Origin of the sequence: Streptomyces sp. NPDC046859, assembly GCF_040645135.1 — a bacterium.
Taxonomy (GTDB): domain Bacteria; phylum Actinomycetota; class Actinomycetes; order Streptomycetales; family Streptomycetaceae; genus Streptomyces.
On the sequence record NZ_JBEYXR010000015.1, the window covers coordinates 126,011 to 150,436 of the forward strand.

The 24,426-nt window shown below is 73.8% G+C and carries 23 protein-coding genes; 11 read left to right on the top strand and 12 right to left on the bottom strand.

Translation table 11 applies throughout. From position 1 onward, the window contains the following. Window positions 1–35: 35 nt before the first annotated feature. From ABZ899_RS22800 to ABZ899_RS22810, 3 genes are all read right to left on the bottom strand, one after another. Complete coding sequence (locus tag ABZ899_RS22800; protein WP_361349052.1) at window positions 36–620, bottom strand: hypothetical protein; 585 nt, start codon at window positions 618–620, stop codon at window positions 36–38. Between the two features lie 96 nt (window positions 621–716). Then, entirely contained in the window at window positions 717–1,490 is a 774-nt protein-coding gene (locus tag ABZ899_RS22805; RefSeq protein ID WP_361349055.1) for a ferredoxin reductase, read from the bottom strand. Beyond that, complete coding sequence (locus tag ABZ899_RS22810; protein ID WP_361349058.1) at window positions 1,483–2,088, bottom strand: sulfite oxidase-like oxidoreductase; 606 nt, start codon at window positions 2,086–2,088, stop codon at window positions 1,483–1,485. The genes ABZ899_RS22805 and ABZ899_RS22810 overlap by 8 nt, the downstream gene beginning before the upstream one ends. Window positions 2,089–2,472: 384 nt before the next feature. On the opposite strand from ABZ899_RS22810, the gene ABZ899_RS22815 reads away from it, so the two are divergent. Then, window positions 2,473–3,297 carry a putative protein N(5)-glutamine methyltransferase gene (locus ABZ899_RS22815; protein WP_361349061.1) on the top strand — a complete coding sequence of 275 codons (825 nt, stop codon included), beginning with the start codon at window positions 2,473–2,475 and terminating at the stop codon, window positions 3,295–3,297. Between the two features lie 4 nt (window positions 3,298–3,301). Here the strand turns inward: ABZ899_RS22815 and ABZ899_RS22820 are convergent, their stop codons facing one another. Then, window positions 3,302–5,362, bottom strand: coding sequence for a SpoIIE family protein phosphatase (locus tag ABZ899_RS22820; protein WP_361349064.1), 2,061 nt, complete (start codon window positions 5,360–5,362; stop codon window positions 3,302–3,304). Window positions 5,363–5,652: 290 nt separating this feature from the next. Between ABZ899_RS22820 and ABZ899_RS22825 the strand changes: the two genes are divergently transcribed. From ABZ899_RS22825 to ABZ899_RS22840, 4 genes are all read left to right on the top strand, one after another. Next, window positions 5,653–6,525, top strand: a complete 873-nt coding sequence (locus ABZ899_RS22825) for a hypothetical protein (RefSeq protein WP_361349067.1) — start codon at window positions 5,653–5,655, stop codon at window positions 6,523–6,525. 131 nt (window positions 6,526–6,656) lie between these two features. Next, window positions 6,657–7,037 carry a hypothetical protein gene (locus ABZ899_RS22830; RefSeq protein ID WP_361349070.1) on the top strand — a complete coding sequence of 127 codons (381 nt, stop codon included), beginning with the start codon at window positions 6,657–6,659 and terminating at the stop codon, window positions 7,035–7,037. A 194-nt stretch (window positions 7,038–7,231) separates the two neighbouring features. Continuing rightward, on the top strand, window positions 7,232–9,247 hold the full coding sequence (locus tag ABZ899_RS22835) for an NADPH-dependent 2,4-dienoyl-CoA reductase (protein ID WP_361349073.1): 2,016 nt from the start codon (window positions 7,232–7,234) through the stop codon (window positions 9,245–9,247). Between the two features lie 31 nt (window positions 9,248–9,278). Next, window positions 9,279–9,830, top strand: a complete 552-nt coding sequence (locus tag ABZ899_RS22840; RefSeq protein ID WP_361349076.1) for a PadR family transcriptional regulator — start codon at window positions 9,279–9,281, stop codon at window positions 9,828–9,830. Window positions 9,831–9,861: 31 nt separating this feature from the next. Here the strand turns inward: ABZ899_RS22840 and ABZ899_RS22845 are convergent, their stop codons facing one another. Together ABZ899_RS22845 and ABZ899_RS22850 are read right to left on the bottom strand one after the other, a co-directional pair. After that, window positions 9,862–10,428, bottom strand: a complete 567-nt coding sequence (locus ABZ899_RS22845; RefSeq protein WP_361349078.1) for a hypothetical protein — start codon at window positions 10,426–10,428, stop codon at window positions 9,862–9,864. Window positions 10,429–10,625: 197 nt separating this feature from the next. Further along, window positions 10,626–11,600, bottom strand: a complete 975-nt coding sequence (locus ABZ899_RS22850; protein ID WP_361349081.1) for a fibronectin type III domain-containing protein — start codon at window positions 11,598–11,600, stop codon at window positions 10,626–10,628. 458 nt (window positions 11,601–12,058) lie between these two features. Between ABZ899_RS22850 and ABZ899_RS22855 the strand changes: the two genes are divergently transcribed. Then, window positions 12,059–12,754: a glycoside hydrolase family 75 protein gene (locus tag ABZ899_RS22855; protein WP_361349084.1), complete on the top strand. Its 696-nt coding sequence runs from the start codon at window positions 12,059–12,061 to the stop codon at window positions 12,752–12,754. Window positions 12,755–12,810: 56 nt separating this feature from the next. Here ABZ899_RS22855 and ABZ899_RS22860 read toward each other — a convergent pair whose 3' ends face one another. The 6 genes from ABZ899_RS22860 to ABZ899_RS22885 all read right to left on the bottom strand — a co-directional run bounded on the left by ABZ899_RS22860 (window position 12,811) and on the right by ABZ899_RS22885 (window position 16,971). Then, a complete protein-coding gene (locus ABZ899_RS22860; RefSeq protein WP_361349087.1) occupies window positions 12,811–13,230 on the bottom strand; it encodes a PTS fructose transporter subunit IIA in 420 nt (139 codons plus the stop codon). Then, a complete protein-coding gene (gene dhaL, locus ABZ899_RS22865) occupies window positions 13,223–13,822 on the bottom strand; it encodes a dihydroxyacetone kinase subunit DhaL (protein ID WP_361349090.1) in 600 nt (199 codons plus the stop codon). Before dhaL ends, ABZ899_RS22860 begins: the two co-directional genes overlap by 8 nt. 46 nt (window positions 13,823–13,868) lie before the next feature. Beyond that, window positions 13,869–14,861, bottom strand: a complete 993-nt coding sequence (gene dhaK, locus ABZ899_RS22870) for a dihydroxyacetone kinase subunit DhaK (protein WP_361349093.1) — start codon at window positions 14,859–14,861, stop codon at window positions 13,869–13,871. A gap of 207 nt (window positions 14,862–15,068) precedes the next feature. Then, window positions 15,069–15,665 carry an HD domain-containing protein gene (locus ABZ899_RS22875; protein ID WP_361349096.1) on the bottom strand — a complete coding sequence of 199 codons (597 nt, stop codon included), beginning with the start codon at window positions 15,663–15,665 and terminating at the stop codon, window positions 15,069–15,071. Between the two features lie 85 nt (window positions 15,666–15,750). Further along, the gene (locus ABZ899_RS22880) at window positions 15,751–16,209 is read right to left on the bottom strand and encodes a MarR family transcriptional regulator (RefSeq protein ID WP_361349099.1); all 459 of its coding nucleotides are present in this window, start codon (window positions 16,207–16,209) and stop codon (window positions 15,751–15,753) included. Window positions 16,210–16,278: 69 nt separating this feature from the next. After that, window positions 16,279–16,971 carry a type 1 glutamine amidotransferase domain-containing protein gene (locus ABZ899_RS22885; protein WP_361349102.1) on the bottom strand — a complete coding sequence of 231 codons (693 nt, stop codon included), beginning with the start codon at window positions 16,969–16,971 and terminating at the stop codon, window positions 16,279–16,281. A gap of 417 nt (window positions 16,972–17,388) precedes the next feature. Between ABZ899_RS22885 and ABZ899_RS22890 the strand changes: the two genes are divergently transcribed. The 5 genes from ABZ899_RS22890 to ABZ899_RS22910 all read left to right on the top strand — a co-directional run bounded on the left by ABZ899_RS22890 (window position 17,389) and on the right by ABZ899_RS22910 (window position 24,383). Continuing rightward, on the top strand, window positions 17,389–18,438 hold the full coding sequence (locus ABZ899_RS22890; RefSeq protein WP_361349105.1) for an LLM class flavin-dependent oxidoreductase: 1,050 nt from the start codon (window positions 17,389–17,391) through the stop codon (window positions 18,436–18,438). A 25-nt stretch (window positions 18,439–18,463) separates the two neighbouring features. After that, window positions 18,464–20,074, top strand: coding sequence for an SDR family oxidoreductase (locus ABZ899_RS22895; protein WP_361349107.1), 1,611 nt, complete (start codon window positions 18,464–18,466; stop codon window positions 20,072–20,074). A gap of 190 nt (window positions 20,075–20,264) precedes the next feature. Further along, window positions 20,265–20,984, top strand: a complete 720-nt coding sequence (locus ABZ899_RS22900; RefSeq protein WP_361349110.1) for an SDR family oxidoreductase — start codon at window positions 20,265–20,267, stop codon at window positions 20,982–20,984. A gap of 244 nt (window positions 20,985–21,228) precedes the next feature. Continuing rightward, window positions 21,229–21,990, top strand: a complete 762-nt coding sequence (locus ABZ899_RS22905; RefSeq protein ID WP_361349113.1) for an HAD-IA family hydrolase — start codon at window positions 21,229–21,231, stop codon at window positions 21,988–21,990. Then, a complete protein-coding gene (locus ABZ899_RS22910) occupies window positions 21,987–24,383 on the top strand; it encodes a glycosyl hydrolase family 65 protein (protein ID WP_361349116.1) in 2,397 nt (798 codons plus the stop codon). The genes ABZ899_RS22905 and ABZ899_RS22910 overlap by 4 nt, the downstream gene beginning before the upstream one ends. Window positions 24,384–24,426 lie beyond the last annotated feature (43 nt).

A 24,426-nucleotide genomic window follows, 5' to 3' on the forward strand; every position in this document is an offset into this window, starting at 1 on the left:
CCAGGGCCCGTCCATGGGCGACGGCGGGACGTGGCTCAGACGTTGCGGCCCGTCCACGCCGGTTCCGTGGCGGCCCACGCCCGGTCCCACTCGGCCAGCCGGCGGCGCATCGCCGTGTGCCGGACGAGGCCGTGGCCGAGGACGACGACGGCGGCGGCGGCGCCCGTCGCGCACACACCCATCGTCACCGCGTGCTGCCGGACCGCGGAGTCGTCCGGCGGCGGCCGCACGCTCCGGTCGGCGGAGTCCAGCCACACAGGGACCGTCTCACCGGGCCGCGTGCCCGTGGGGACGCGCACGGCCGCCGTCCGGGGACCCGTCTCCGGCTCCATCCAGCGGACCGTCACCTTCGCCGACGGCTGCCGCCCGGTCTGCGGCGTGTGCAGCGCGCCCGACACCGTGCGGACGACCATCGCCCGCACCTGCCGTCGGTCGGCCCGCTGCTTCTCGGCCGCGGCCTGGGCGTCACCGTGCGCCCACCAGCCCGCGGCCACCCCCACCAGGGGTGCGACCACGAACAGCAGGAGGCCCACCCCGAGCAAGGTCCACGTCTCGACGACATCCGACCGGCGCCGCAGCTCGTTGGGCCGCAGGCGCCAGCCACGCACCCGACTTCGCATGCCGTCCAGGTACCCCGAACACCGGCCCCTGCTCCTCGGGGCGGAGTGTCTTCCGTCCCACCCCGGGGGAGTCGGCGCCCCGGACCGGTGCCCGCGTCAGCCGAAGCGCTCGATCCGGATGCGCTCGACCGGCTGGCCCGCGGCCACCAGCAGCCGCGACGCGTGCTCGGCGAAGCCGTTGGAGCCGCACACATAGGCCTCCCACCCACCGGGAGGCCGCTCGGCCAGGAGCGGCGCCACATGTGCCGCGGACATACGTCCCACGGGCACACCGGCCGGCGCGCCGCGAGTGAACACCGCCGTCGTCTCGGAACCGTACTCCGACGCGTAGATGAGCTCCTCGGGGCTGCGGGCCGAGACCAGCAGCCGCAACGGCACGTCCGAGCCCCGCGCGCGGCGGTGCCGCACCATCGCCATCAGCGGGACGACGCCGGACCCCGCGCCGAGCAGCAGCGCGGGCCGGTCGCCCGGCCACGCGAAGAACCCGCTGACCGGGCCGCGCACCTCGATCGTGTCGCCCGGTCGGGCCACCGTGTGGAACCAGCCGGACACCTCACCGCCCTCGACATGGTCCAGCGTCAGCTCGATGTGGCCGGTGTCGTCGGGCGCGGACGCGATCGAGTAGTGGCGCTGCGCCACATAGCCGTCCTGCGCCCTGAGCCGCACCATCAGGTGCTGGCCCGGCAGATGCCCCGGCCAGGCGGGCACGGCCAGCCGGAACGTGGCCACACGCGGCGTCTCGGGGCGGACCGCGGTGATCGTCGCGGTCTGCCACACGGACGCCGCCCGGTCGTCCACGGCGATACGGCCGGGCACGGCGAAACGGGTCGGGGGAGTGGAGGACGAGGGCGTCCCGAGGATCTCAGTCACCGGAGTACCGCTGCTCCTCCCAGGGGTTGCCGCGCGGGTGGTAGCCGTTGCCCTCCCAGAAACCCGGCTCGTCGTGGTCGAGCAGGCGCAGACCCGCGATCCACTTCGCGCTCTTCCAGAAGTACAGATGGGGCACGATCAGCCGCGCCGGTCCGCCGTGCTCGGGGGCGAGCGGTCGCCCGTCGTACTCCCAGGCGATCCAGGCCCGCCCGCCGGTGACGTCGGCGAGCGGGAGGTTGGCGGTGTACCCGGTGTGCGCGTAGGCGACCACATGGGTGGCGGACCCGTGGGGCCGGACCACATCCAGGAAGGCGTCGAGCGAGACACCGCCGAACCGCACGCCGAACTTGGACCAGCTCGTCACACAGTGGATGTCGCCCTCGTACACGGAGTCCGGCAGGGCGTGCGCCTGCTCCCACGTCCAGGTGCGGGGCCGCTCCACCAGGCCGTCGACGCGGAACGTCCACTCCTCGGGCGTCAGCTCGGGGGTGACCTCCGCGGACAGGACGGGCCAGTCGTCCCCGGCGTCGTACTGGCCGGGCGGCAGGGCGGCGTTCGGGACGCGCGGGCGTCCGGTGAAGCCTCGGGTGACATGCATGGGGGTGGGGCCTCCAGGCCGCCATGGGCGACGGCCCGCTGGTCGAACGGGATCGGCAGGTGCGCGTACCACCGTACGACGTCCCGGCGGCGGACCCGCGCGCGGGAGGTCGGCCGCTCACGGGCCGGGACGCCGGGCGGCGGCCACGAACGGCCGTCCCGCCGCCACCGGCCCCGGCTCGGCCCCCGCGGGAATCCCGGGGAACGGCCCGGACCGTTGCGGTAGGGTGCCGTCCAGCCGGGAGAGCCCCGGCCCTGGAGACCGGGAGGTGGGCCCCATCACCGCTGTGTCAGCTCGGGTGCTCGTCCCTCGGATCGACGCGGGCCACCGCCGGTAGGCGACCGCCAGAGCACCCTTCGGCTTCCCGAAAGGCTCTCGGCTTCCATGCCCCCTGCGTCCCCGTCGCCCTCCTCTCCCGCACCCCTCACCCACGACGCCGTCGTCAGCGCCCTGCGCGCCGCCGGCTGTGTGTTCGCCGAGGACGAGGCCCGGCTCCTGCTGTCCGCCGCCGACGGCCCCGGCGAGCTGGCCGCCCTGGTGGACCGGCGCGTGAGCGGCCTTCCCCTGGAACTCGTCCTCGGATGGGCCGAGTTCGCCGGCCTGCGGATCACCGTCGCACCCGGCGTCTTCGTCCCGCGGCGGCGGACCGAGTTCCTCGTACGGCAGGCCCTCGCCCACGTCCCCGACGCCCGGGTGGTCGTCGACCTGTGCTGCGGCTCGGGCGCGGTCGGCGCCGCCCTGGCCGCCGCGCTCGACGGGGCCGAACTCCACGCCGGCGACATCGATCCGGTCGCCGTGCGCTGCGCCCGCCGCAACGTGGCGCCCTTCGGGGGCCGCGTGCACGAGGGCGACCTGTTCGAGGCGCTGCCCGCCGGACTGCGCGGCCGGGTCGGCATCCTCGCGGCGAACGTGCCGTACGTCCCGACCGACGAGGTGGCGCTGCTGCCCGCGGAGGCGCGTGAGCACGAGCCGCTGGTCGCGCTGGACGGCGGTCCGGACGGCCTGGACGTGCTGCGCCGGGTCGCCGCCGAGGCACCGCGGTGGCTGGCGCCGGACGGCTGCCTGCTGATCGAGACCGGCGAGCGGCAGACGCCGGTGGCCCTGGAGACCTTCGCGGCCAGTGGACTGTCGGCCCGCCTGCTGGTCTCCGACGAGCTCTCCGCCCATGTCGTGGTCGGCCGGGTGCGCGGCGGACCCGCCACGACCTGAGGGGTCACGGGGTGGTGAGCACCCGGGCGATCAGCAGCGCCACGTCGTCGGAGTTCTCGGGCTGGTGGAGCTTGCGCAGGAGGAGGTCGCAGCACTCCTGCAGCGGGCGCTCCGGGTCGTCCAGCAGGGCGAGGAGCGCGTCGAGGCGTTCGTCCAGCGGGTGCTGGCGGGTCTCCACCAGGCCGTCGGTGTAGAGGACCAGTTGGTCGCCGGGCTCGAGGTCGACCGTCGTCGTGGAGAAGGCGACGCCGCCCACGCCGAGCGGCGCGCCTGTCGGCAGTTCCAGCAGCTCGGGAGGGCGCCCGGGGCGGACGCGGACGGGGGGCAGGTGCCCGGCGTTGGCGATGCGGCACTGCCGCAGCTCCGGGTCGTGGACGGCGTACACGCACGTCGCGATGGAGTGGTCGAGGCCGTCGGTGATCTTGTCGAGGTGCTCCAGGAGCCGGGTCGGTTCCAGGTCGAGGGAGGCCAGGGTGTGCGTCGCGGTGCGCAGCCGGCCCATGGTGGCGGCGGCCTCGATGCCGCTGCCCATGACGTCGCCGACGACGAGCGCGGTCTTGGCGCCGTCCAGCGGAATGACGTCGAACCAGTCGCCGCCGACCTCGGCGCCCGCGCCGGCCGGCTGGTAGCGGGAGGCGACCTCCAGGCCACCGGTGACCGGCGGGTGGCTGGGCAGCATGCTGCGCTGGAGGGTCAGGGCGGTGTCGCGGGCGTTCTGGTACCAGCGCGCGTTGTCGATCTGGATCGCCGCACGGGCGGCCAGCTCCCGGGCGAGCAGCAGGTCGTCCTCGCTGAACGGCAGCGGGTTGCGGACGCGCTTGAGGTCGAGGGCGCCGAGGACCTCGCCGCGCGCGATCAGCGGAACCGCCAGATAGGAGTGCAGCCCCGCCCGGCCGAGCTGACCGGCGGCCTCGGCGGAGCGGGCGATGCGCGGCAGGTCCTCCTCCCGGACGTGCGCCACCATCACCGGCTCGCCCGTGCGCACGCACTGGGTGACGAGGCGGTCCGGTCCGTAGCGGGCGATGCGCCCGGGGGGATCGGCGGCCTGGAGCGCGTCGGTGCCGGGTACCGAGCGGACGGCCAGGGCGCGGATCACCGCCGCCTCGGCGGGGCCGAGGGTGCTGCGCCTGCCCTGCACGACGGCGTCCAGCAGGTCCACCGCCGCCACGTCGGCGAGTTCCGGCACGGCGACGTCCGCGAGTTCGCTGGCGGTGCGGTCCAGCTCCAGGGTCGTACCGATACGGGTGGAGGCGTCGGCGATGAGCGCGAGCCGGCGCCGCGCCGTCTCCGCCGCGACCGCGGCCCGGTGCTGCTCGGTGATGTCCACCGCCATGCCGGCCACTCCGAGCACCGTCCCGGTGGTGTCCTCCAGCCGGTACAGCGAGACCGACCAGAAGTGGTCCGCATCGGGGTCGGCCTGGGTACGGCCCACGACACGCCGGTTGACGACCGGCTCACCGGTCCGCAGCACCGCGCTCAGCGCCGCCTCCGCGACCCGGGCCGCCTCGGCGTCCGGCATCAGCTCGTGCGGCATGCGGCCGAGGTGCGCCTCGGGGGGCAGGCCGTTGAGCTCGGCGAGCGCCGGGTTGACGGAGACGTAGCGCAGCTCGGTGTCGAGGACGGCCAGGCCGACCGGCGCCTGGGCGATGGTGCGGGTGGACAGCGCCACGTCCCGCTCCATCTGGCGGACGGTCGACTGGTCGGCGCACAGGCCGAGGGCGTAGACGTCGCCCTGGTCGTCCAGGAGCCGCATGTTGCGGAACTCCACCAGGCGGGTGCTGCCGTCCTTGCGGCGGACGGGGAAGGCGCCCGCCCAGCCCTCGCCGGTCTCCATCACGTCGGCGAAGAGCTTGACGACCAGGTCCAGGTGCTGTTCGTGGACCATGATCCGGGCGGCGTACTCGCCGAGTGCCTCGTGCGCCGGATAGCCGAAGAGCTCCTCGGCCTGGGGGCTCCAGAGCACGATGCGGCCCTCGGCGTCCAGGACGACGGAAGCCACCCCGAGTACGTCGAGGAGTCCGCTCGGACGCACCGGTCCCCGCACCGGTTCGGCGTCCCCGGCCATGGGACGTTCGCCTGGAGCCATCCCACGCACCGCCTTCGCCCGTCGTCGCGGCACGTCGTTCCCCCCGTGCCGACTCCCCTTGTTCTACCGCGTCCAGCCGTCTGCGGGCCCCCCTCGTTCGCCCACCTCCACCATCCCTCGACACGGCGGTGGGTGTGGCGCGAAGCCGCACGTGGGTGCCGTGTGTGGCGGACACTACAACGGACATGGCTGTCATTGGTCTGTACATGACCATGTGAGGCCGCCACACTGTCCGCCGACGCGCACCCACCCCCCAAGGAGTCGCCGCCATGGCCCACCGTGCCCGGCAACGTTGTCATGCCTTCGTGACGGGCCTCGTGGCCCTCGCCTCGGCCGCCGTCCTGTCCGCCGCCACGCCCGCGCAGGCGGCCGACACCTGGACGGAGGTCGGCTCCGACCGCGCCGACCCGCTCACCGAGAGCCAGGGCCTGGCCTCCGTCGAGGTCCCGGCGAACAGTCCCAACCGCTACACCGGCATCGGCACGATCCCCCTGTCGGTCGGAAGCCGCGGCTGGAACCATGTGGGCGACCCCGACGCGTCCTACGACGGCTACTACGTCGAGCCCTACCAGGCGGACTCGGGCTCCGCGAAGATGTTCCGGGTCCAGGCGCCGAACGGCGGCTGGTCCGAGTACGTCCACGCGCTGGGTCCGGGGGAGGCGCTGAACAACTCCTTCGTCGCGATCTCCCCGAGCGGGCAGTGGATGGTCTCCGGCGAGTGGGGGACCATGACCCGCCTGCTCGTGCACCCGACGCCCGGCGTCAACCCGTCCACGTCCCCCTCGGCGAACCTGCCCTGGACCTCCAGCATTCGGCTCGACCGCCCGGTGCGTGATGTGCAGGGCTGCGACTTCCGGGACGCGACGACGCTGCTGTGCTCGTCCGACGACCCCGACGGCGGCCTCTTCGGGATCACCAAGCCGCTGCTCCAGATCGACCTCTCCGCCGCCCCCGGCGCCTCGGACGTGACGGGCAGGGTCACCGCCCTGCGCCAGCTCCCGCTGCGCAGCTCCTGCTCGGGCTCCTTCGAGACGGAGGGCATCGACTACGACCGCCGCACCGGCACCCTGCGCGTCATCGTCGTCTCGCCGGGGTTCTGCGTGCTGACGGACAGCAAGACGTACCGGTTCACCAGGGGCTGAACCGCGGCCGGACGGTCGCCCGGGCGTCCTCGCCGGTAGTGCGCCGGCATGTGGGGTGCTTTTCTTGGGTTGGGTCCGGTTCCGCGGGCTACCCGTGGCACCGCGGTGTGGCCACGAGAGGAGCGATCACGATGGATCGTGAACGAATGCACGACGAAGCCGTGTCCGTCGAGATCAGCGGATGCGACAAGGAAGACGCACGGATCGTCTTCGAGGCACTGTCCACGTGCTTCCAGTCCGACCGGGCGCCGGACGAGGTGCCGCAGCAGCTCGACGAATCGCGTCCGATGGTGTGGCTCGGCACCTTCGAGGTGACGGACGCGCAGGAGTGCGCGCCTCCGGCCCGGCTCTCGTCGCGCGTCGAGGCGGACGCCCAGGGCGGCTACTGGGCCATCGAACGGCTCCGGGCGACCCTGGACTCCCTGTTCACCGTCCACGACCAGGCGTCGGCCTCCGGCGACCAGGAGCGCGAACTGCACGTGGTCCTGGAGAGCAGGCCCGAGGCGGCGTAGGGACGCCCGCCCGCCCCGTCGAACGAAGGAAGCCCGCGTACCGCCGGTACGCGGGCTTCCGGCGTGCCGGGCCCCGATAGCACCGCCGCCCCCGCCGTGGCCGGAGTCACGCCCCTCCGATTGTGCAACTAGTTGCATAACTCTGGCGCGGTCCTCTACAACTACGTCAGACCACACCGCGACGGAGGGCCCCCATGAGCCGTTACCCGCATCTGCTGAGCCCGCTGGACCTGGGCTTCACCACGCTGCCCAACCGTGTCCTCATGGGCTCCATGCACGTGGGCCTGGAGGAGGCCGAGCGTGGATTCGAGCGCATGGCGGCCTTCTACGCGGAGCGGGCACGCGGCGGCGTCGGCCTCATCGTCACCGGCGGCATCGCGCCCAACGACGAGGGCCGCCCCTACGAGGGCGGCGCCAAGCTCACCACCGACGCGGAGGCCGACCAGCACCGGACCGTCACCGACGCCGTGCACCGCGAGGGCGGCCGTATCGCCCTGCAGATCCTGCACTTCGGCCGGTACGCCTACCACCAGGACCTGGTCGCCCCGAGCCCCCTCCAGGCGCCGATCAGCCCGTTCCCGCCCCGCGAGCTCACCGATGCCGACATCGAGCGGACCATCGACGACTACGCCCGCACCGCCCGCCTCGCCCGGCAGGCCGGCTACGACGGCGTGGAGATCATGGGCTCCGAGGGCTACCTGATCAACGAGTTCATCGCCACGCAGACCAACCACCGCACCGACCGCTGGGGCGGCGCGTACGAGAACCGGATGCGCTTCCCGGTCGAGATCGTGCGCCGGGTGCGCGAGGCCGTCGGCGAGGACTTCATCATCGTCTACCGGCTGTCCATGCTCGACCTCGTCCCCGGCGGCTCCACGCTGGACGAGGTGATCACCCTCGCCAAGGCCGTCGAAGCCGCCGGCGCGACCATCATCAACACCGGTATCGGCTGGCACGAGGCCCGCATCCCCACCATCGCCACGTCCGTGCCGCGCGGCGCGTACACCTGGGTCACCAAGCGCCTGATGGGCGAGGTGTCGGTCCCGCTGGTCACCACCAACCGCATCAACACACCCGAACTGGCCGAGGAGTTGCTGGCCGACGGCTGCGCCGACATGGTGTCCATGGCACGCCCGATGCTCGCCGACCCCGACTTCGTTGCCAAGGCCGCCGCCGGCCGCCCCGAGGCCATCAACACCTGCATCGGCTGCAACCAGGCCTGCCTCGACCACACCTTCAGCGGCAAGATCACCTCCTGCCTGGTCAACCCGCGCGCCTGCCACGAGACCGAGCTGACGCTCTCCCCGACCCGGCTGCGCAGGCGCGTCGCGGTCGTCGGCGCCGGGCCCGCCGGTCTGGCCTGCGCGGTGAGCGCGGCCGAACGCGGCCACGACGTCACGCTGTTCGACGGCGCGGACGAGATCGGCGGCCAGCTGAACGTCGCCCGCAAGGTCCCCGGCAAGCAGGAGTTCGACGAGACGCTGCGCTACTACCGCCACCAGCTCGACCGGCAGGGCGTCGACGTACGCCTGGGCACCTGGGTCTCTGCCGACGACCTCGCCGGCTACGACGAGGTCGTCGTCGCCACCGGCGTCACCCCGCGCGTCCCGGACATCGCGGGCGTCGACCACCCCAGCGTCGTCGGCTACCTCGACGTCCTGCGCGACGGGGCCCCGGTCGGCGACCGGGTCGCCGTCCTCGGGGCGGGCGGCATCGGCTTCGACGTCGCCGAGTTCCTCACGGACGGCGGTGACAAGGCCGCCGAGGACCCGGAGACGTACTTCCGGCTCTGGGGCGTCGACATGGACTACACGGCCCCCGGCGGCCTCGCCGCACCCGAGCGCCCCGAACCGCCGCGCACCGTGCACCTGCTCCAGCGCAAGACCGGCAAGGTCGGCGCGGGCCTCGGCAAGACGACCGGCTGGATCCACCGCACCGAGCTGAAGCACCGGGGCGTCACCATGGTCCCGGGCGTGCGCTACGACCGGATCGACGACGCCGGACTGCACATCACCGTCGGCGGCGAGAGCACCGTCCTGGAGGTCGACACCGTCGTGCTGTGCACCGGCCAGGAGCCGCGCCGCGACCTGTACGAGGCACTGGTCGCCGCGGGTCGCAGCGCCCACCTGATCGGCGGCGCGGACGTCGCCGCCGAACTCGACGCCAAGCGGGCCATCAAGCAGGGCACGGAGCTGGCGGCGAGCCTGTAGAACCCCCGGACCGCGTCCCTAGGATGACCCCATGTCACTCCCGCACGCGATCCTCACCGCCCTGCTCGAGAAGCCGTCCTCGGGGCTGGAGCTGACCCGTCGCTTCGACAAGTCGATCGGCTACTTCTGGTCGGCGACGCATCAGCAGATCTACCGCGAGCTGGGGCGGCTGGAGAGCGGCGGGCTGATCCGGACCCTGCCGTCCGAACAGCCCGCCCGCGGGCAGAGGAAGAGCTACGAGGTCCTGCCCGCGGGCCGCGAGGAACTGGCCCGCTGGACCGCCGCCTCCCAGGACCCGCGGCCCATGCGGGACACGCTGCTGCTGCGGATGCGGGCCGCGGCGGTCGTGGGGACCGCGGGCGTCGAGGCGGATCTGCGGCGCCACCTCGACCTGCACCGGCGTCAGCTCGCCGAGTACGAGGAGATCGAGAAGCGCGACTTCCCGCCCGGCAGGGACAGCTCCCCGGACCGGCTGCGGCACCTGGTGCTGCGGGCCGGCATCGATCTGGAGACCTTCTGGACGCAGTGGCTCACCCACGCGCTGGAGGAGCTCCCGGACCTGCCCGGACCCGGGACCGCGTGAGTCCCGGGGCCGTGCGGGCGGTGGACGGTCGTCAGAGGTGGCGCGGGCGCGACGACCGGCGGCGCAGGTACCAGGCGGCCCCCGCGACACCCGCGCCCACCAGGACACCGCCGCCCACCACGGTCAGCGTGCCGTAGTCGCGGTTGCTGCCGCCCACTCCGCCCATCACCCCGCGCGAGGGGGAGGACGAGGGGGAGGGCGAGGGGGAGCGTGAGGTCGTGGCCGAGATCGTGGGCCGGGCGGTCGGAGAGACGACGACCGCCTGGGTGCCCGCCCTCGTCCCGTCCGAGCAGATGACGATGACGGTCGAGGTCCCGGCGCTCACGTCCGACCACGCCGCCGACTGCAGGGCCTCCGTGCCGGTCAGGGAGACCCGGCGGCCCTGCGAGAAGTTCGACTGCCGGCTGTTGAGCAGCGAGGCGGTGCCCCAGCTGCCGTTCGACCGGGTGCACGCGCTGGTCGTGACGGAGACCGTGGAGCCGGTGGTGCTCACGGAGATCCCCGATTGTGCGGTGGCCGGGACGGCGGCCGCGAACAGGGGGAGTGCGGAGGCGGCTGCCACGGTCAGGCCCGAGCGGAAGAGCGAAGAGTTGCGCATGAGATGCCCTCCGGCGGCACGGTCGGCGGTACGTCCGTTGCGCCGCCGTAGTCGGGAACGCCCGTGCTGCCTCAGGTGCAGCCAACGCGTACCGGGACGTGCGCGCATGCGGGCGTCGGCCGCTCAGGTGACGCGGTGCCGCGTTCGGGGGACCGGCGGCCGGAACCGTTTGGCCCCCGGCCGGCGCCGGCCGGGTGTCACGGCCCGGTCGTCACGGTCCGCTCCGCCGAGAACCCGCCCCATGTGCCGTCCGGCAGCATGGCCCGGATCCGCACCCGGTGCCGCACCCCGGTCTCCGGGCCCAGGTAGAAGCTGTACGTGGCCTTCCCGCGCGGCGGGTTCCCGCCGAACACGAGCGAGGTGGCCGCCCGCCCGTCGAGCTGGACCTGGTACTCGGTGACGGTGCCGTCGGTGCGCGGCGGTGTCCAGCTCAGATCGACGTGGTACGCCCCGTCCGCGCGCCGCGTCGTGGCCCGGAAGCCCGTCGGCGCGGTGCCCCGGCCGTCGTCGGTGCCCGGCGTCGCAAGGCGCACGGCGGCCGACGCCGGGGACAGGTTGTCGGCCGCGTCCCGGGCCCGCACCGTGAAGGAGTACCGGGTGCCGGGCCGCAACCCCGTGACCACGGTGGCCGTCTGGTTCCCGCCCACACTGTGGATCTTCGTTCCGCCCTGGTAGACGTCGTACGACACCACGTCCCGGTCGTCGGTCGCCCGCGTCCAGGACAGCTGCACGGCCCGGCTGCCGACCGCCCGTCCGGCGGCCCGTCCGGGACGGCTGGGCGCCGCCCGGTCCGCGGCCACGGCCGCCGGGGTGGTCGCCCGGACCGTCCGGCTCGGCGGCCCGAGCCGCCCTTCCATGTCCCGGGCCCGCACGGTGAACGCGTAGCCGTGGGAGGGCTCCAGCCGGGTGATGTCGGCCATGTGCGCGGAGGCCGGCACCTCCGCGGCCTTAGTGCCGCCCCGGTACACCTCGTAGCCGCGGATCCCGCCGGCGTCCCCCGCCGCCACGGCGTTCCACATCACGTGGACGCTGGTCGCGCTGCCGGCCCGCGCCGTGACCCCGGTCGGCGCCCCCGGCGGGCGGGCGCCCCCGTCGCCGGACCCTCCCCAGCCGCAGGACGCGAGCAGGAGCCCGGCGCAGACGGCGGGAACGAGAGCGGACAGGCGTCGCACGGCTCTGCCTCCCGAAGGAAACCGACGGCAATGGTCCGGACCAATATGACGCGGATGACGCGCTCACATCAAGGGTGCGGTCCAGGTGGGTGGTCGCTGGAGACCGGTGCGGGGCGTTCCGTATGCTGAAGGTCCTCATGGCTGAACCTCCCTCGAGGGCTCGGGAGTTCATGCCCTCGGCGTGGGCCGCTGTCGTCGCTGATCCCGCGCCGGACGCCGGTGGCCCGGGGCCTGGGTCCGTCAGGGAGTGAGGCCCCCGGCCGCCGGCGGGCGCGCCCGACGCGTCGCCCGCCGGTGTGCACCGTACGGACCCCTCTGGTGGCAGCCTGATCGGACGGCCAGCACATTGGGCTCAGTGTTCGCCGGTGCCCACGCGGGTGCACAGCGCGTGACCGCCGGGTCCCATCCCCCGGTCGCCGGTGGACGCGTGTCCTTGTCCCCGACGTGAGGCACCCATCGTGCGATTGCATGCGCTGACGCTGGCCGCGGCAGGAGCCGCCCTGCTCGCCCCGACGAGTCCGCCGACCCCGCCGCCACCCGCCCCCGAGGAGCCGGGCGTCAGCCAGGACGCCGACGTCAGCGCCGCCGAGCTGCTGGCCAAGGTGGCCGCGTGCACCCCGGTGTCCCGGGGCCGCTACCGCACCGACAGCGGCCGGCCCGCGACGGTCCCGGTCTGCGGGACCAAGGAGGCGGTGTTCTGGAAGGCCGACATGGACATCGACTGCGACGGACGCCCCACCGCCCGGTGCAGCAGCCGAACGGACCCGCACTACTCCGCCGCCACCGCGTTCACGCAGTCCGACGGCCGCTATCCGAGCGCCGAGCACCTGCCCTACATCGTGGTGCCCACCCCGAGCGCCCTGTGGGACTACCGGGCCCACGGCGTCCGCGGCGGCTCCCTCGCCGCCGTCGTGTACCAGGGCCGGGTGCGCTACGCGGTCGTCGGCGACGTCGGCCCGGGCGACATCATCGGCGAGGCGTCGTACGCCGCCGCCGAGGCACTCGGCATCCCCGCCGACCCCCGCGCCGGGGGCGTCCCCTCCGGGGTCACCTACATCGTCTTCAAGGACGAGGTGGTCGAGCCCCTCGAGGACACGGCAGAGGCCGTACGGACCGGGGAGCGGGTCGCCAGGAAGTTCGCCCGGGGACAGTGACGGACCGCGGGGCGGCCCCGCCCGGACCGTCACCGGCCCCGCCGCCCCAGCTGTGCTCACACCTTCCGGTACGTGTACGCGTCCGCGGCCGCCGCCTCCACCGCCGCGAGGTCGGCGCCCGTCGCCGCCGTCACCACCGCGGCCACCGCGCCCTCCAGGAAGGGCGCGTCCACCAGCCTGGTGTCCGCCGGCAGTTCGTCGCCCTCGGCCAGCAGCGCCTTGACGGTGAGGACCGCGCTGCCCAGATCGGTGAGGACGGCGACCCCGGCACCCCGGTCCACCGACGCCGCCGCCGCGGCGATCAGCTCGGAGCTCGTCCCCAGCTCACCGCCCTCTGTGCCGCCCGCCGGGGCCACGGGCACCGCGGTCCCGCCGCCCGCCAGCCCGCGCGCCAGCTCGGCCACCGACGCGGCCACCTGCGCGCTGTGCGAGACCAGCACGACACCGACCAGCCGTTCTTCCCCGGTGTCACTCATCGGACGCCTCCACGAGGGCCGCGACCAGCAGGGCCGAGGAGGTGGCACCGGGGTCCTGGTGCCCGATGCTGCGCTCGCCGAGATAGCTGGCCCGTCCCTTGCGGGCCTGCAACGGCGTCGTCGCGACGGCGCCCTCCTGCGCGGCCGTCGCCGCGGCGGCGAAACCGTCACCCAGCGACTCCACCGCGGGGAGCAGGGCGTCGACCATCGTGGCGTCGCCCGGCGCGGCGCCCCCGAGCGCCATGACCGCGTCCACCCCCGTCCGCAGGCCCTGGGCGAACTGCTCGGTGTCGACCTCGGCAGCGTCGCCCAGGGCCTTGCCGGTGCGGCGCAGCAGCGTGCCGTACAGCGGCCCCGACGCCCCGCCCACCGTGGAGATGAGCTGCCGCCCGGCCAGGATCAGGACCGCCCCCGGCGTCTGGGGCTCCTCCTTCTCCAGCGCGGCGGTGACGGCGGCGAACCCGCGCTGCAGATTGCTGCCGTGGTCCGCGTCGCCGATGGGGGAGTCGAGGGCGGTGAGATGGTCCGCCTCGCGGTTCACGGAGGCGGCGGTCGCCGTCATCCAACGGCGGAAGAAGTCGGCGTCGAGCACTTGATCTCCTTGCGTGGCAGGTGGCTCGTCTTCGTGCGGCCCCGGATCACATACCCCAGCGCAGGCCCGGTGTACTGACCGGCGCGTCCCACAGCCGCAGCATCTCCTCGTCGACCTGGCACAGGGTGACCGAGGCGCCGGCCATGTCCAGCGAGGTGACGTAGTTGCCCACCAGCGTGCGCGCGACCGCGACCCCGCGCTCGGCGAGCACCCGATGCACCTCCGCGTTGAAGCCGTACAGCTCCAGCAGCGGTGTCGCGCCCATGCCGTTGACCAGGACGAGGACCGGGTTGCGCGGCGTCATGTCGTCCAGGATGGCGCCGACCGCGAAGTCCGCGATCTCACCCGAGGTCATCATCGCCCGCCGCTCCCGGCCGGGCTCGCCGTGGATGCCGATGCCCAGCTCCAGCTCGCCCGTGGGCAGGTCGAAGGTGGGGCTGCCCTTGGCCGGTGTGGTGACCGCGCCCAGGGCGACACCGAAGCTGCGCGCGTTCTCGTTGACCTGCCGCCCGATCGCCTCCACCCGTTCCAGCGGCCGGCCCTCGTCGGCGGCGGCCCCGGCGATCTTCTCCACGAACAGGGTCGCGCCCGTGCCGCGCCGCCCGGCCGTGTACGTGCTGTCGGTCACCGCGACGTCATCGTCGACCAGGACCTTCGCGACCTGGATGCCCTCGTCCTCGGCGAGTTCCGCGGCCATGTCGAAGTTGAGGACGTCGCCCGTGTAGTTCTTCACGATGAAGAGCACGCCGGCTCCGCTGTCCACGGCGGCAGCGGCCCGCACCATCTGGTCCGGCACGGGCGAGGTGAAGACCTCACCGGGACAGGCCGCCGACAACATCCCTGGTCCGACGAATCCGCCGTGCAGCGGCTCGTGTCCGGACCCGCCACCGGACACCAGCCCGACCTTGCCCGCGACGGGGGCGTCCCGCCGTACGATCACCCGGTTGTCAACGTCGACGACCAGTTCGGGATGAGCGGCGGCCATTCCGCGCAGCGCGTCCGCGACCACGGTCTCCGCGACGTTGATCAGCATCTTCATGGGTACCTCCCGGGAAGCTCTCACAGATGGCCTGGCGACCTGTGTCGGTGCTGTTCAGAGCGGGTGGGTGTCAACGATCGCACGCGGGGCGCGGAGAAGTCCTCCTGTCGGAAGTATCGGTCCTGCGGGGGCCCGGGTCACCTCCGCGGACGTGCCGGTGTCCCGGGGGACGCGAGCCGCGTACCGCTACGGGCCCGCATCCGGGCGTCAGAAGGCCGAGTTCGCGCCGGGGCCGGCCCGGTGCGCGGCGAGCAGCCCGCCCGGCCAGCTCGACGGCGGGGCCTTCTCCGGCCGCCGGAGCGCCTGCGCCACCACCGCGCCGCTCAGCACGGCTTCGATGTCCAGACGCGGGAAGGCGGCGAGGGCGGTGGTCAGGGCCTTCTCGTCGCCGGGCGGGATGAGGTCGGTCCGGCCGAAGTCGGCGAGGACGCCCTCCCGGACGAGGCGGGGCAGGCGTCCCATCCGCTCCGCGATCCCCGGCGACGTGTGCAGTGCGATCGCCTCCCACACGCTCCGCACGAGCGGCTGCGGCCAGGCGTGCCCCGCGAGGAACACGCGCGCCGCGTCGGCGCCCTCCACCTCGAACCGCTGCGGCCCGTCGTAGACGTCGGCCGTGCCCGCGTCGTGGAACAGGCAGGCCACGGCGAGGGCTTCGCGTTCGGAGCCGTCGACGCCCTGCCGCCGGCCGATGTGGTCGGCGAGCAGCCACACCCGGACGCTGTGCTGGAGGACGGCAGGGGCGAGCACCCCGCTCACGTGCGTGTACGCGGCGTCCGCCACCGCTCCGGGGAAGGTGATCCGCATGACGCGGCCTCCTGTTCGTGACGGTGCGCCGGCCGGGGCGCCCTGCCCGCGCGGCGGCACCCACGGGGTGAACACCGGGCGCCGGTCAGTCGTCCGCGGCGATGCGCTCCAGGACCCGGGCGGCGGCGGCGACGTCACAGCCCTCGAGACGGGAGAAGACATGCCGCCGCACGCTCGCCAGGTTGGTCGGCCAGGCCAGCTTCAGGCGCTCCCAGCCCGCGTCGGTGAGGACCGCGAGCCAGGCCCGGCCGTCGTCCGGGCACTTCTCGCGGAGCACGAGCGACTGCGCCTCCAGACGCTTGACCACGCGGGTCAACCCGCTCAGGGAGAGCCCGCACAGACGGGCCAGGTCGCTCATCCGCAGATGGTTCTCCGGGGCTTCGGACAGATGCACCAGCACGGTGTACTCGCTGCTGGTGATCTGCTGTTCCCTGGCCATGTCGGCGTCGACGACGCGCGGCAGATACGCCATGACCCGTCCGAGGGCCCGGAGGAACGCTTCCTCGTCCTGGTCGAGGGGCTTGATCGCCGTCGTATCCGACATGGCCACAGTGTAGTTGGGCACATTGGACGGCCTGTCCCGGCCGCGGGGCCGGGCCGCTCACCGGCTCCCCTACAGGGCCTTCAGCAGCTCGGCCGCGAGCGCCCCCGCCGACGCCGGGTTCTGCCCCGTGTAGAGGTTGCGGTCCACCACCGTGTACGGCTTCCACATCTCGCCGCGTACGAAGTCCACGCCGAGCGACTTGAGTTCGTCCTCCAGGAGCCACCGTGCCCGGGAGGCCAGCCCGACGGCGTCCTCCTCGTCGTTGGTGAACGCGGTGACCCGGTAGCCGGCGAAGGGGGAGACGCCGTGGATCCTGGTGGACAGCATGGAGGCCGGTGCGTGGCAGACGATGGCCAGCGGTTTGCCGGAGGCGAGGGCCGCGGTCAGCAGCCGTCCCGCGTCGGGGTCCTCCCAGAGGTCCTCCATCGGGCCGTGTCCGCCCGGGAAGTAGACGGCGTCGTAGTCCTCCAGCCGCGCGTCGGACAGCTGGATCGGCCGCCGCATCTCCTCCGCCGAGCGGATGATCCCCTCCAGTTCGAGGGCGGTCTCCGCCCCGCCGGCCATGTCGGGGCGCAGGCTCATCATGTCGACGGTCGGGACCACGCCGCCGGGGGTGGCCACCGTGACCCGGTGGCCGGCGTCCGTGAACGCCTTGTAGGGGGCCGCGAACTCCTCGGCCCAGTAGCCGGTCGCGTGCCTGGTCCCGTCCTTGAGCGTCCAGTACGAGGCCCCGGTCATCACGAAAAGCAGCTTCGCGCTCATGGTCACTCCCGCTGTCGCCGCGCGTTGTGAAGGGGGCGCGCCACACCCGCGTACGGAGCCATGGCCGCGATCCCCACTGCCCCATGCTGCTCTCGTTCCCCCTGGGGCGCACCCGGGGGGCCGCGTGCGGACACTCGGCGCTCCTGCCGGGGAACCCCCAACTGCCCGGCGCCAGGGGGGTGTCCTGTCGATCAGCCGGGGCTCCCGGGGCGTGCGCCCGGCCCGCCGCGGAGCGCCTGCGCGGTCTCGACGAAGTCCCGCCGGTCCGCGGCTCCTCGGTCGTCGGATGGGCCCGGCGTCGCCCGCCCGTCCCGCCCTCATTCGTTTGACGTGTCAAGTATGCGGAGTAATACTTGACACGTCAAGCAAAGCGGCCTCTGTGCCCGTCTTGCGCCCACCGCCCCCGAGGGAGTCCGCATGTCCGACCCGTACGACCCGTCCGCGCTCGTTCTCGGCCTCGACACGTTCGGTGACGTGCCCGTGGACGACTCCGGTGCCCTGCTCACCGACGCCGCGGCGATCCGGCAGGTCGTCGAGGAAGCCGTCCTGGCCGACGGCGTCGGCGTCGACGTGCTCGCCGTGGGGGAGCACCACCGCCCCGAGTGGGCCGTGTCGACTCCGGAGACCGTGCTCGCCGGCATCGCCACGCGCACCGCCCGCATCCGCCTCTCCTCGGGGGTGACCGTCCTGAGCTCCGACGACCCGGTCCGGGTCTTCCAGCGGTTCGCCACCGTCGACGCGCTGTCCGGCGGGCGCGCCGAGGTCATCCTCGGCCGCGGCTCGTCCACCGAGTCCTTCCCGCTCTTCGGCTACGACCTCGCCGACTACGAGGTGCTGTTCGAGGAGAAGCTCGACCTGTTCGTGCGCCTCCTCGAGGAGCGGCCCGTGACCTGGGAGGGCACGGTGCGGGCCCCGCTCAGGGACACCCAGGTCCTGCCCCGGACCGAGTCGGGGCGCCTCACCACCTGGGTCGGTGTGGGCGGCTCGCCCCAGTCCGTCCTGCGCACCGCGCGGCACGGCCTCGCGATGATGCTCGCGATCATCGGCGGCCCCCCGGGTCGCTTCGTCCCCTACGTGGACCTCTACCGGCGCGCGACGGACCAGCTCGGCACCGCCGCCCACCCGGTCGGCATGCACTCGCCCGGTTTCGTCGCCGATACCGACGAGGAGGCCCGGGACGCGCACTGGCAGCCGTACCGGGAGATCCGCGACCGCATCGGGGCCCAGCGCGGCTGGCCCCCGCTGCGGCGCGCCGAGTACGAGGCCGAGATCGAGCACGGCTCCCTCTACATCGGCTCGCCCGAGACGGTCGCCCGCAAGATCGCCGCGAGCGTCCGCTCGCTCGGCGTCGGCCGGTTCGACCTCCTCTACACCGCGGGGGCGCTGCCCGTCAGCGCCCGGCTCCGCGCGGTCGAGCTGTACGGCACCAAGGTGATCCCGATGGTCCGCGATCTGCTGGCCGGCTGACCCGGACGGAACGGAAGGAGACCCGATGGACACGGATGTGCGCACGATCGGCATCCTCGGCGCGGGCAAGCTCGGCACCGTACTGGCCCGGCTCGCCCTGGCGGCGGGCTTCCGCGTGCTGATCTCGGGGTCGGGCGAGCCCGGCGCCATCGCCCTCACCGTGGACGTCCTCGCCCCCGGCGCCGTTCCGGTCACCGCCGCGGAGGCCGCCTCGGCCGCCGACGTGGTGATCCTGGCCCTGCCCCTGGGCAGGTACCGGAGCGTCCCGGTGGAGGCGCTGCGGGGCGGGCTGGTGATCGACGCCATGAACTACTGGTGGGAGGTCGACGGCGTACGCGAGGAGTTCGGCGACCCGCGCCGCTCCACCAGCGAACTGGTCCAGGCGTTCCTGCCGGACTCGCGCGTCGTCAAGGCGTTCAACCACATGGGCTACCACGACCTGGAGGGCGGGGCCCGGCCCGCCGGTGCCGCCGACCGCTCGGCGATCGCCGTCGCCGGTGACCGGCCGGCGGACCGTGCCGTGGTGGCCCGGCTGGTCCGGAGCCTCGGCTTCGACCCCGTCGTGGCCGGGACCCTCGCCGACGGGGTGCGGCTCCAGCCCGGCACCGAACCCTTCGGCGCGTACGTCGGGGCCGGTGAACTGCGCGCCATGCTCGACCGGTTCCCGCGGACCGAACTCGGCCGTGCCGTGGGCCGGGCCCGCGTCGACGGCGTCCGGCGAGGCGGCCTGACTCCCCGGGGAATGGATCCGTGCCGGGCGCGGTTGAGGTATTTGCTTGACGCATCAAGCAAAGCGCGGGCTTCGAGCCACCGCCCACCCCCACCGCGTGGCGCACCCCGCGCCGCGCGCCTCACACTCAGGAGCAGTGCCATGGGAACTCTCGACGGCAAGGTGGCGCTCATCACCGGCACCGCGGGCGGCATGGGCCGGGTCGCGGCCCTCGTCTTCGCCCGCGAGGGCGCCCGCATCGTCGGCGCCGACATCCAGGTCGCGGCCAACGAGGACACGGCCGGACTCGTCCGCCGCGCGGGCGGCGAGATGACGAGCATCGCCCCGGTCGACCTCACCGACGCGGACGCGGTGCGGCGGCTCGCCGACGAGGCCGCCGCGGCGTACGGCGGACTCGACGTGATCTACAACAACGCGGCCATGCAGCGCTTCGGCCCGATGCCCGACTTCTCGGTGGAGGACTGGCACGCGACCATCGCGGGCGAACTCGACATCCCCTTCCTGGTGTCGAAGTTCACCTGGCCGCACCTGGTCCGGCGCGGCGGCGGCGTCATCATCAACGTCGCCTCGGAGGCCGGTCTCATCGCCGGTGCCACTCCTCCGATGGTCGCCCACACCGCCGCCAACGCCGGTGTCATCGGCATGACCCGGCAGCTCGCGCTGGAGGGGGCCCCGCACGGTATCCGCGCGGTGGCGATCAGCCCCGGCCCGGTGCTCACCCCGGCCAGCGACCGGGACCTCGGCGACGACCAGGCCGCCCGGGACGCGATCACCGGCAAGACGCTCCTCAAGCGGTTCGCCCGCCCCGAGGAGGTCGTCGAACTCGCCGCGTTCCTCGCCTCGGACCGGGCGGGCTACATCACCGGCGCCGACTACGCCGTGGACGGCGGCGCGAGTGCCTGGTGACCCCATGCGGTGCCCCGTGCCCGGGACGGTCACGTCCCGTTCCGGGCGCGGGAGCGCGGAGCACGGCCGGCGTCAAGTGGTGACGGCCGGTCGGGCGATATAGCTTCGGAGAGACCGCCACGGGCCGGCGAACCGCAGCGTGACCGACTGGTCGTCAGCCCGCGGGACCACATGCCGGGAAGGTGCACGCATGAAGGTGGAAGGGTCTGTCGCGTTCGTCACCGGAGCCAACCGCGGGCTCGGGGAGCAGTTCGTCCGGGCGCTGCTCGCCGCCGGGGCCGCCAAGGTCTACGCCGGGGCCCGCGATCCCGCGAAGGTCGCCGTGCCGGAGGCCGAACCCGTCGCCGTGGACATCACCGACCACGAGTCGGTCCTCGCCGCGGCCGACCTCGCCGAGGACGTCACCCTCCTCATCAACAACGCCGGCTCCACGACCCGGGCGCACATCCTCACCGGGGAACTGGACTCGTTCCGCACGGAGTTCGAGACCCATGTGCTCGGCACGCTCGCCATGAGCCGGGCCTTCGCGCCCATCCTCGGCCGCAACGGCGGCGGCGCCCTCGTCAACGTCCTCTCCGTGCTGTCCTGGGTGTCGATCGTCCCCAGCGCCGGGTACGCCGCCGCGAAGTCCGCCGAGTGGTCGGTGACCAACGCCCTGCGGCTGGCCCTCGCGGACCAGGGGACCCAGGTCACCGCCCTGCACGTCAGCTACCTCGCCACCGACATGGCGGCGGCGGTGCCCGGTCCGAAGGCCGACCCCGCCGAGGTGGCCCGCGCCACCCTGGAGGGCGTCGACGCAGGGCTGCACGAGGTGGTCGCCGACGGCGTGAGCCAGCGGGTGCGGGACGCGCTGTGCCAGGGGACCGAGGCGCTGTACCCGCAGCTGAGCGGCGGCCCGTCCCTGCTCTGACCCGCCCAGCCGCCGCACGGGACGTTCGGCCCATGGGCGGCCTGGTGGGGACAGGGCCAGGATCGGCGGGTACCCGTGAGCGGATCCCACCGGACGCGGGACCGCCGTGACAGGGAGGTGAGGAGGCCGTGGGCCTCACGACCAGTGACAGCGGCCCGGCAGGACACCCCTCCGACGGCCCACCGGCACCGCGTTCCCGAGCGGCCCGCCCGGACCCGCCGCTCGCCCGTCCGGGGCACCGGCCGTGACCGCCCCCGCCCCCGAGGGGTCCCTCGCTCCCGCCCTGAGTGACGTGGGGGCCGTCGTCTTCGACACCGACGGGGTGATCACCGACTCCGCGAAGCTGCACGCGGCGGCGTGGAAGGTGGCCTTCGACGACTACCTGCGCGCGCATGCGCCCGCCGACCCTGCCGCCCGCTGCCCGTTCGACGTACGGGAGGACTATCTGCGCCACGTGGACGGCAGGTCCCGGCTCGACGGGGCCGCCGCCTTCCTCGCCGCGCGCGGCGTCGACGCCACGCCCGGGACGGTGCAGGCCATCGCCGCGGCCAAGGAGCGCCTGTTCACCGACCGGCTCCGCGAGCAGGGCGTCGACGTCTACCCGGGGACCGTACGGCTGGTGCGGGAACTGCGGGCGGCCGGGGTGCCCCGGGCCGCCGCCTCCGCGTCCCGGCACGCCGGGGAACTGCTGAGCCGGGCCGGTGTGCTCGACCTGTTCGACGTGCTCGTGGACGGGGGCGAGGCGGCCCGGCTGGGTCTCGCGGGCAAGCCGGAACCCGACCTGTTCCTGGAGGCGGCCGGCCGGCTCGGCGTGCCCCCCGGGCGGGCCGCCGTCGTCGAGGACGCTCTGGCGGGCGTGGAGGCGGGGCGCAGCGGTGGCTTCGCCCTGGTCGTCGGTGTGGACCGGGCGGCCGGCGCGGACACCGCCGCGCGCCTGCTGCGGCACGGCGCCGACATCGTCGTACGCGACCTCGGGGAACTGTGCACGGGAGGAGAGCCGAAGTGACGGACGTGGGAAGGGACGCCGAGGAGGACGGCTGGAGCTGGGAGTACGAGGGGTACAAGGCCGCCGACGAGCGGCTGCGGGAGTCCCTGTGCACGCTCGGCAACGGCTACTTCGCCACGCGGGGCGCGCTCCCCGAGTGCGACGCCGACGACGTCCACTACCCGGGGACCTATGTGGCGGGCATCTACAACCGTCTCACCTCGGAGGTCTCGGGCCGCAGGGTCGAGAACGAGGACATGGTCAACGTCCCCAACTGGCTCCCGCTGCGCTTCCGCCTGCCCGAGGGGGACTGGATCGACCCCGACTCCTCCGATGTGCTGGAGCACCGGCAGGGCCTCGACCTGGCCGCGGGCGTGCTGGAGCGCCTGACCCGGTTCAGCCTGGGCGGCGGACGAATTCTGACGGTGCGTCAGTGGCGTCTGGTACACATGGCCGACCCTCATGTCGCCGCGCTGCGCACCGAGTTCACGGCCGACGGCCCGGCCGGTCCGCTGGAGGTCGAGGCGGCCCTCGACGGGGGAGTGACGAACTCCGGCGTGGCGCGCTACCGGGACCTCGACGGCCGCCACCTCACCCACGTGCACACCGGCAGCTGCGCCCCGGACACGGTCTGGCTGCGCTGCCGCACCCGTACGTCCGACGTCCGGATCGGCCTCGCCGCCCGGCTCAGCGCCGACGCCCCCGTCACGGTCCGCCGCGAGACCTCCCGCATCGTCCAGCACGTCACGCTCGACCTGGCGCCCGGACGCCCCGTCACCGTGGACAAGACCGTCGCCCTGCACACCTCCCACGACCCCGCCATCAGCGACCCCCTGCACGCCGCCGCCGACCGCGTCGCCCGCCTGCCCGGGTTCGACGCGCTGACCGCCACGCACCGGATCGCCTGGGGCCAGCTGTGGCGTCGCGCCGAACTCGACGTGCCCGGCGAACCCGGCCGCATCCTGCGGCTGCACCTCTTCCACGTCCTGCAGACCCTCTCCCCGCACACCGCCGACCTCGACGTCGGCGTCCCCGCGCGCGGCCTGCACGGCGAGGCCTACCGCGGCCACGTCTTCTGGGACGAACTGTTCGTCCTGCCCTACCTCAACCTGCACTTCCCGGAGGTCTCCCGCGCCCTGCTGCACTACCGCCACCGGCGCCTCGAACAGGCCCGCACCACCGCCGCGCGGGCCGGCCGGCGCGGCGCGATGTACCCGTGGCAGAGCGGCAGCGACGGACGCGAGGAGACCCAGCAGCTCCACCTCAACCCTCGCTCGGGACGCTGGCTGCCCGACCACTCCTGGATCCAGCACCACGTCGGCTCGGCCATCGCGTACAACGTGTGGCAGTACTGCGAGGCGAGCGGCGACACGGACTTCCTGCACACCAAGGGCGCCGAGATGCTGCTCCAGATCGCCCGCTTCTGGGCGGACATGGCGGAGTACGACGACGCCCTGGGCCGGCACCGCGTCAAGCGCGTCGTCGGGCCCGACGAGTACCACGAGGCCTACCCGGGCGCCGACACCCCCGGACTCGACGACAACGCGTACACGAACGTCACCGCGGCATGGGTGCTCGCCCGCACGCTCGACCTCATGGACACCCTGCCCGAGCCGCGCCGCCGTGAACTCGCCGAGCGGACCGCCCTGGACGGCGGGGAGCTCGAACGCTGGCAGGAGGTCTCCCGCACCCTGCACGTCCCCTTCCACGACGGGGTCGTCAGCCAGTTCGAGGGCTACGGCGACCTGTCCGAACTGGACTGGCACGGCTACCGGCAGCGGTACGGCGACATCCGGCGGCTCGACCGCATCCTGGAGGCGGAGGGCGACACCGTCAACCGCTACAAGGCGTCCAAGCAGGCCGACGTCCTGATGCTCGGCTACCTCTTCTCGCCGTCCGAACTGGGCGCGCTGTTCCGCCGGCTCGGGCACCGGATGGACGAGGACGTGTGGCGGCGCACCGTCGAGTACTACCTGCACCGCACCAGCCACGGCTCCACCCTCAGCGGCCTCGTCCACGGCTGGGTGCTCGCCCGGTGCCGGCGCAGCGAGGCGTGGACGTTCGTGCAGGAGGCCCTCCAGGGCGACATCGCCGACGTCCAGGGCGGCACCACCGGCGAGGGCATCCACCTGGGCGCCATGGCCGGCACCCTCGACCTCGTCCAGCGCGGGCTGACCGGCCTGGAGACCCGCGACGGCGCCCTGCGCCTGGACCCGGTACCGCTGCCCGAGCTGTCGTCGTACGGCTTCTCGCTGCGCTACCAGGGCAACTGGGGTGTGCGGCTGCGGCTGGAACGCGGCCTGCTGGAGGTCGCGGTGCCGTCCTCCGACATCTCGCCGATCACCATCCGCCTGCCGGACCGCGAGGTGTCCGTCGAGCCCGGTGACACGGCCCGGCTGGTCCTCCCCGGCTGACGCGCCGGTCCCCGGCGGCCGGGCCGTGCGGGACACCGGCCGC

What these genes read in the sequence shown, in the direction of transcription:
- ABZ899_RS22800 (WP_361349052.1), bottom strand. Translation starts at nt 620, where the DNA reads ATGCGAAGTCGGGTGCGTGGCTGGCGCCTGCGGCCCAACGAGCTGCGG.
- ABZ899_RS22810 (WP_361349058.1), bottom strand. Translation starts at nt 2,088, where the DNA reads ATGCATGTCACCCGAGGCTTCACCGGACGCCCGCGCGTCCCGAACGCC.
- ABZ899_RS22815 (WP_361349061.1), top strand. Translation starts at nt 2,473, where the DNA reads ATGCCCCCTGCGTCCCCGTCGCCCTCCTCTCCCGCACCCCTCACCCAC.
- ABZ899_RS22820 (WP_361349064.1), bottom strand. Translation starts at nt 5,362, where the DNA reads ATGGCCGGGGACGCCGAACCGGTGCGGGGACCGGTGCGTCCGAGCGGA.
- ABZ899_RS22825 (WP_361349067.1), top strand. Translation starts at nt 5,653, where the DNA reads ATGGCCCACCGTGCCCGGCAACGTTGTCATGCCTTCGTGACGGGCCTC.
- ABZ899_RS22830 (WP_361349070.1), top strand. Translation starts at nt 6,657, where the DNA reads ATGGATCGTGAACGAATGCACGACGAAGCCGTGTCCGTCGAGATCAGC.
- ABZ899_RS22835 (WP_361349073.1), top strand. Translation starts at nt 7,232, where the DNA reads ATGAGCCGTTACCCGCATCTGCTGAGCCCGCTGGACCTGGGCTTCACC.
- ABZ899_RS22840 (WP_361349076.1), top strand. Translation starts at nt 9,279, where the DNA reads ATGTCACTCCCGCACGCGATCCTCACCGCCCTGCTCGAGAAGCCGTCC.
- ABZ899_RS22845 (WP_361349078.1), bottom strand. Translation starts at nt 10,428, where the DNA reads ATGCGCAACTCTTCGCTCTTCCGCTCGGGCCTGACCGTGGCAGCCGCC.
- ABZ899_RS22860 (WP_361349087.1), bottom strand. Translation starts at nt 13,230, where the DNA reads ATGAGTGACACCGGGGAAGAACGGCTGGTCGGTGTCGTGCTGGTCTCG.
- dhaK (WP_361349093.1), bottom strand. Translation starts at nt 14,861, where the DNA reads ATGAAGATGCTGATCAACGTCGCGGAGACCGTGGTCGCGGACGCGCTG.
- ABZ899_RS22875 (WP_361349096.1), bottom strand. Translation starts at nt 15,665, where the DNA reads ATGCGGATCACCTTCCCCGGAGCGGTGGCGGACGCCGCGTACACGCAC.
- ABZ899_RS22880 (WP_361349099.1), bottom strand. Translation starts at nt 16,209, where the DNA reads ATGTCGGATACGACGGCGATCAAGCCCCTCGACCAGGACGAGGAAGCG.
- ABZ899_RS22885 (WP_361349102.1), bottom strand. Translation starts at nt 16,971, where the DNA reads ATGAGCGCGAAGCTGCTTTTCGTGATGACCGGGGCCTCGTACTGGACG.
- ABZ899_RS22890 (WP_361349105.1), top strand. Translation starts at nt 17,389, where the DNA reads ATGTCCGACCCGTACGACCCGTCCGCGCTCGTTCTCGGCCTCGACACG.
- ABZ899_RS22895 (WP_361349107.1), top strand. Translation starts at nt 18,464, where the DNA reads ATGGACACGGATGTGCGCACGATCGGCATCCTCGGCGCGGGCAAGCTC.
- ABZ899_RS22900 (WP_361349110.1), top strand. Translation starts at nt 20,265, where the DNA reads ATGAAGGTGGAAGGGTCTGTCGCGTTCGTCACCGGAGCCAACCGCGGG.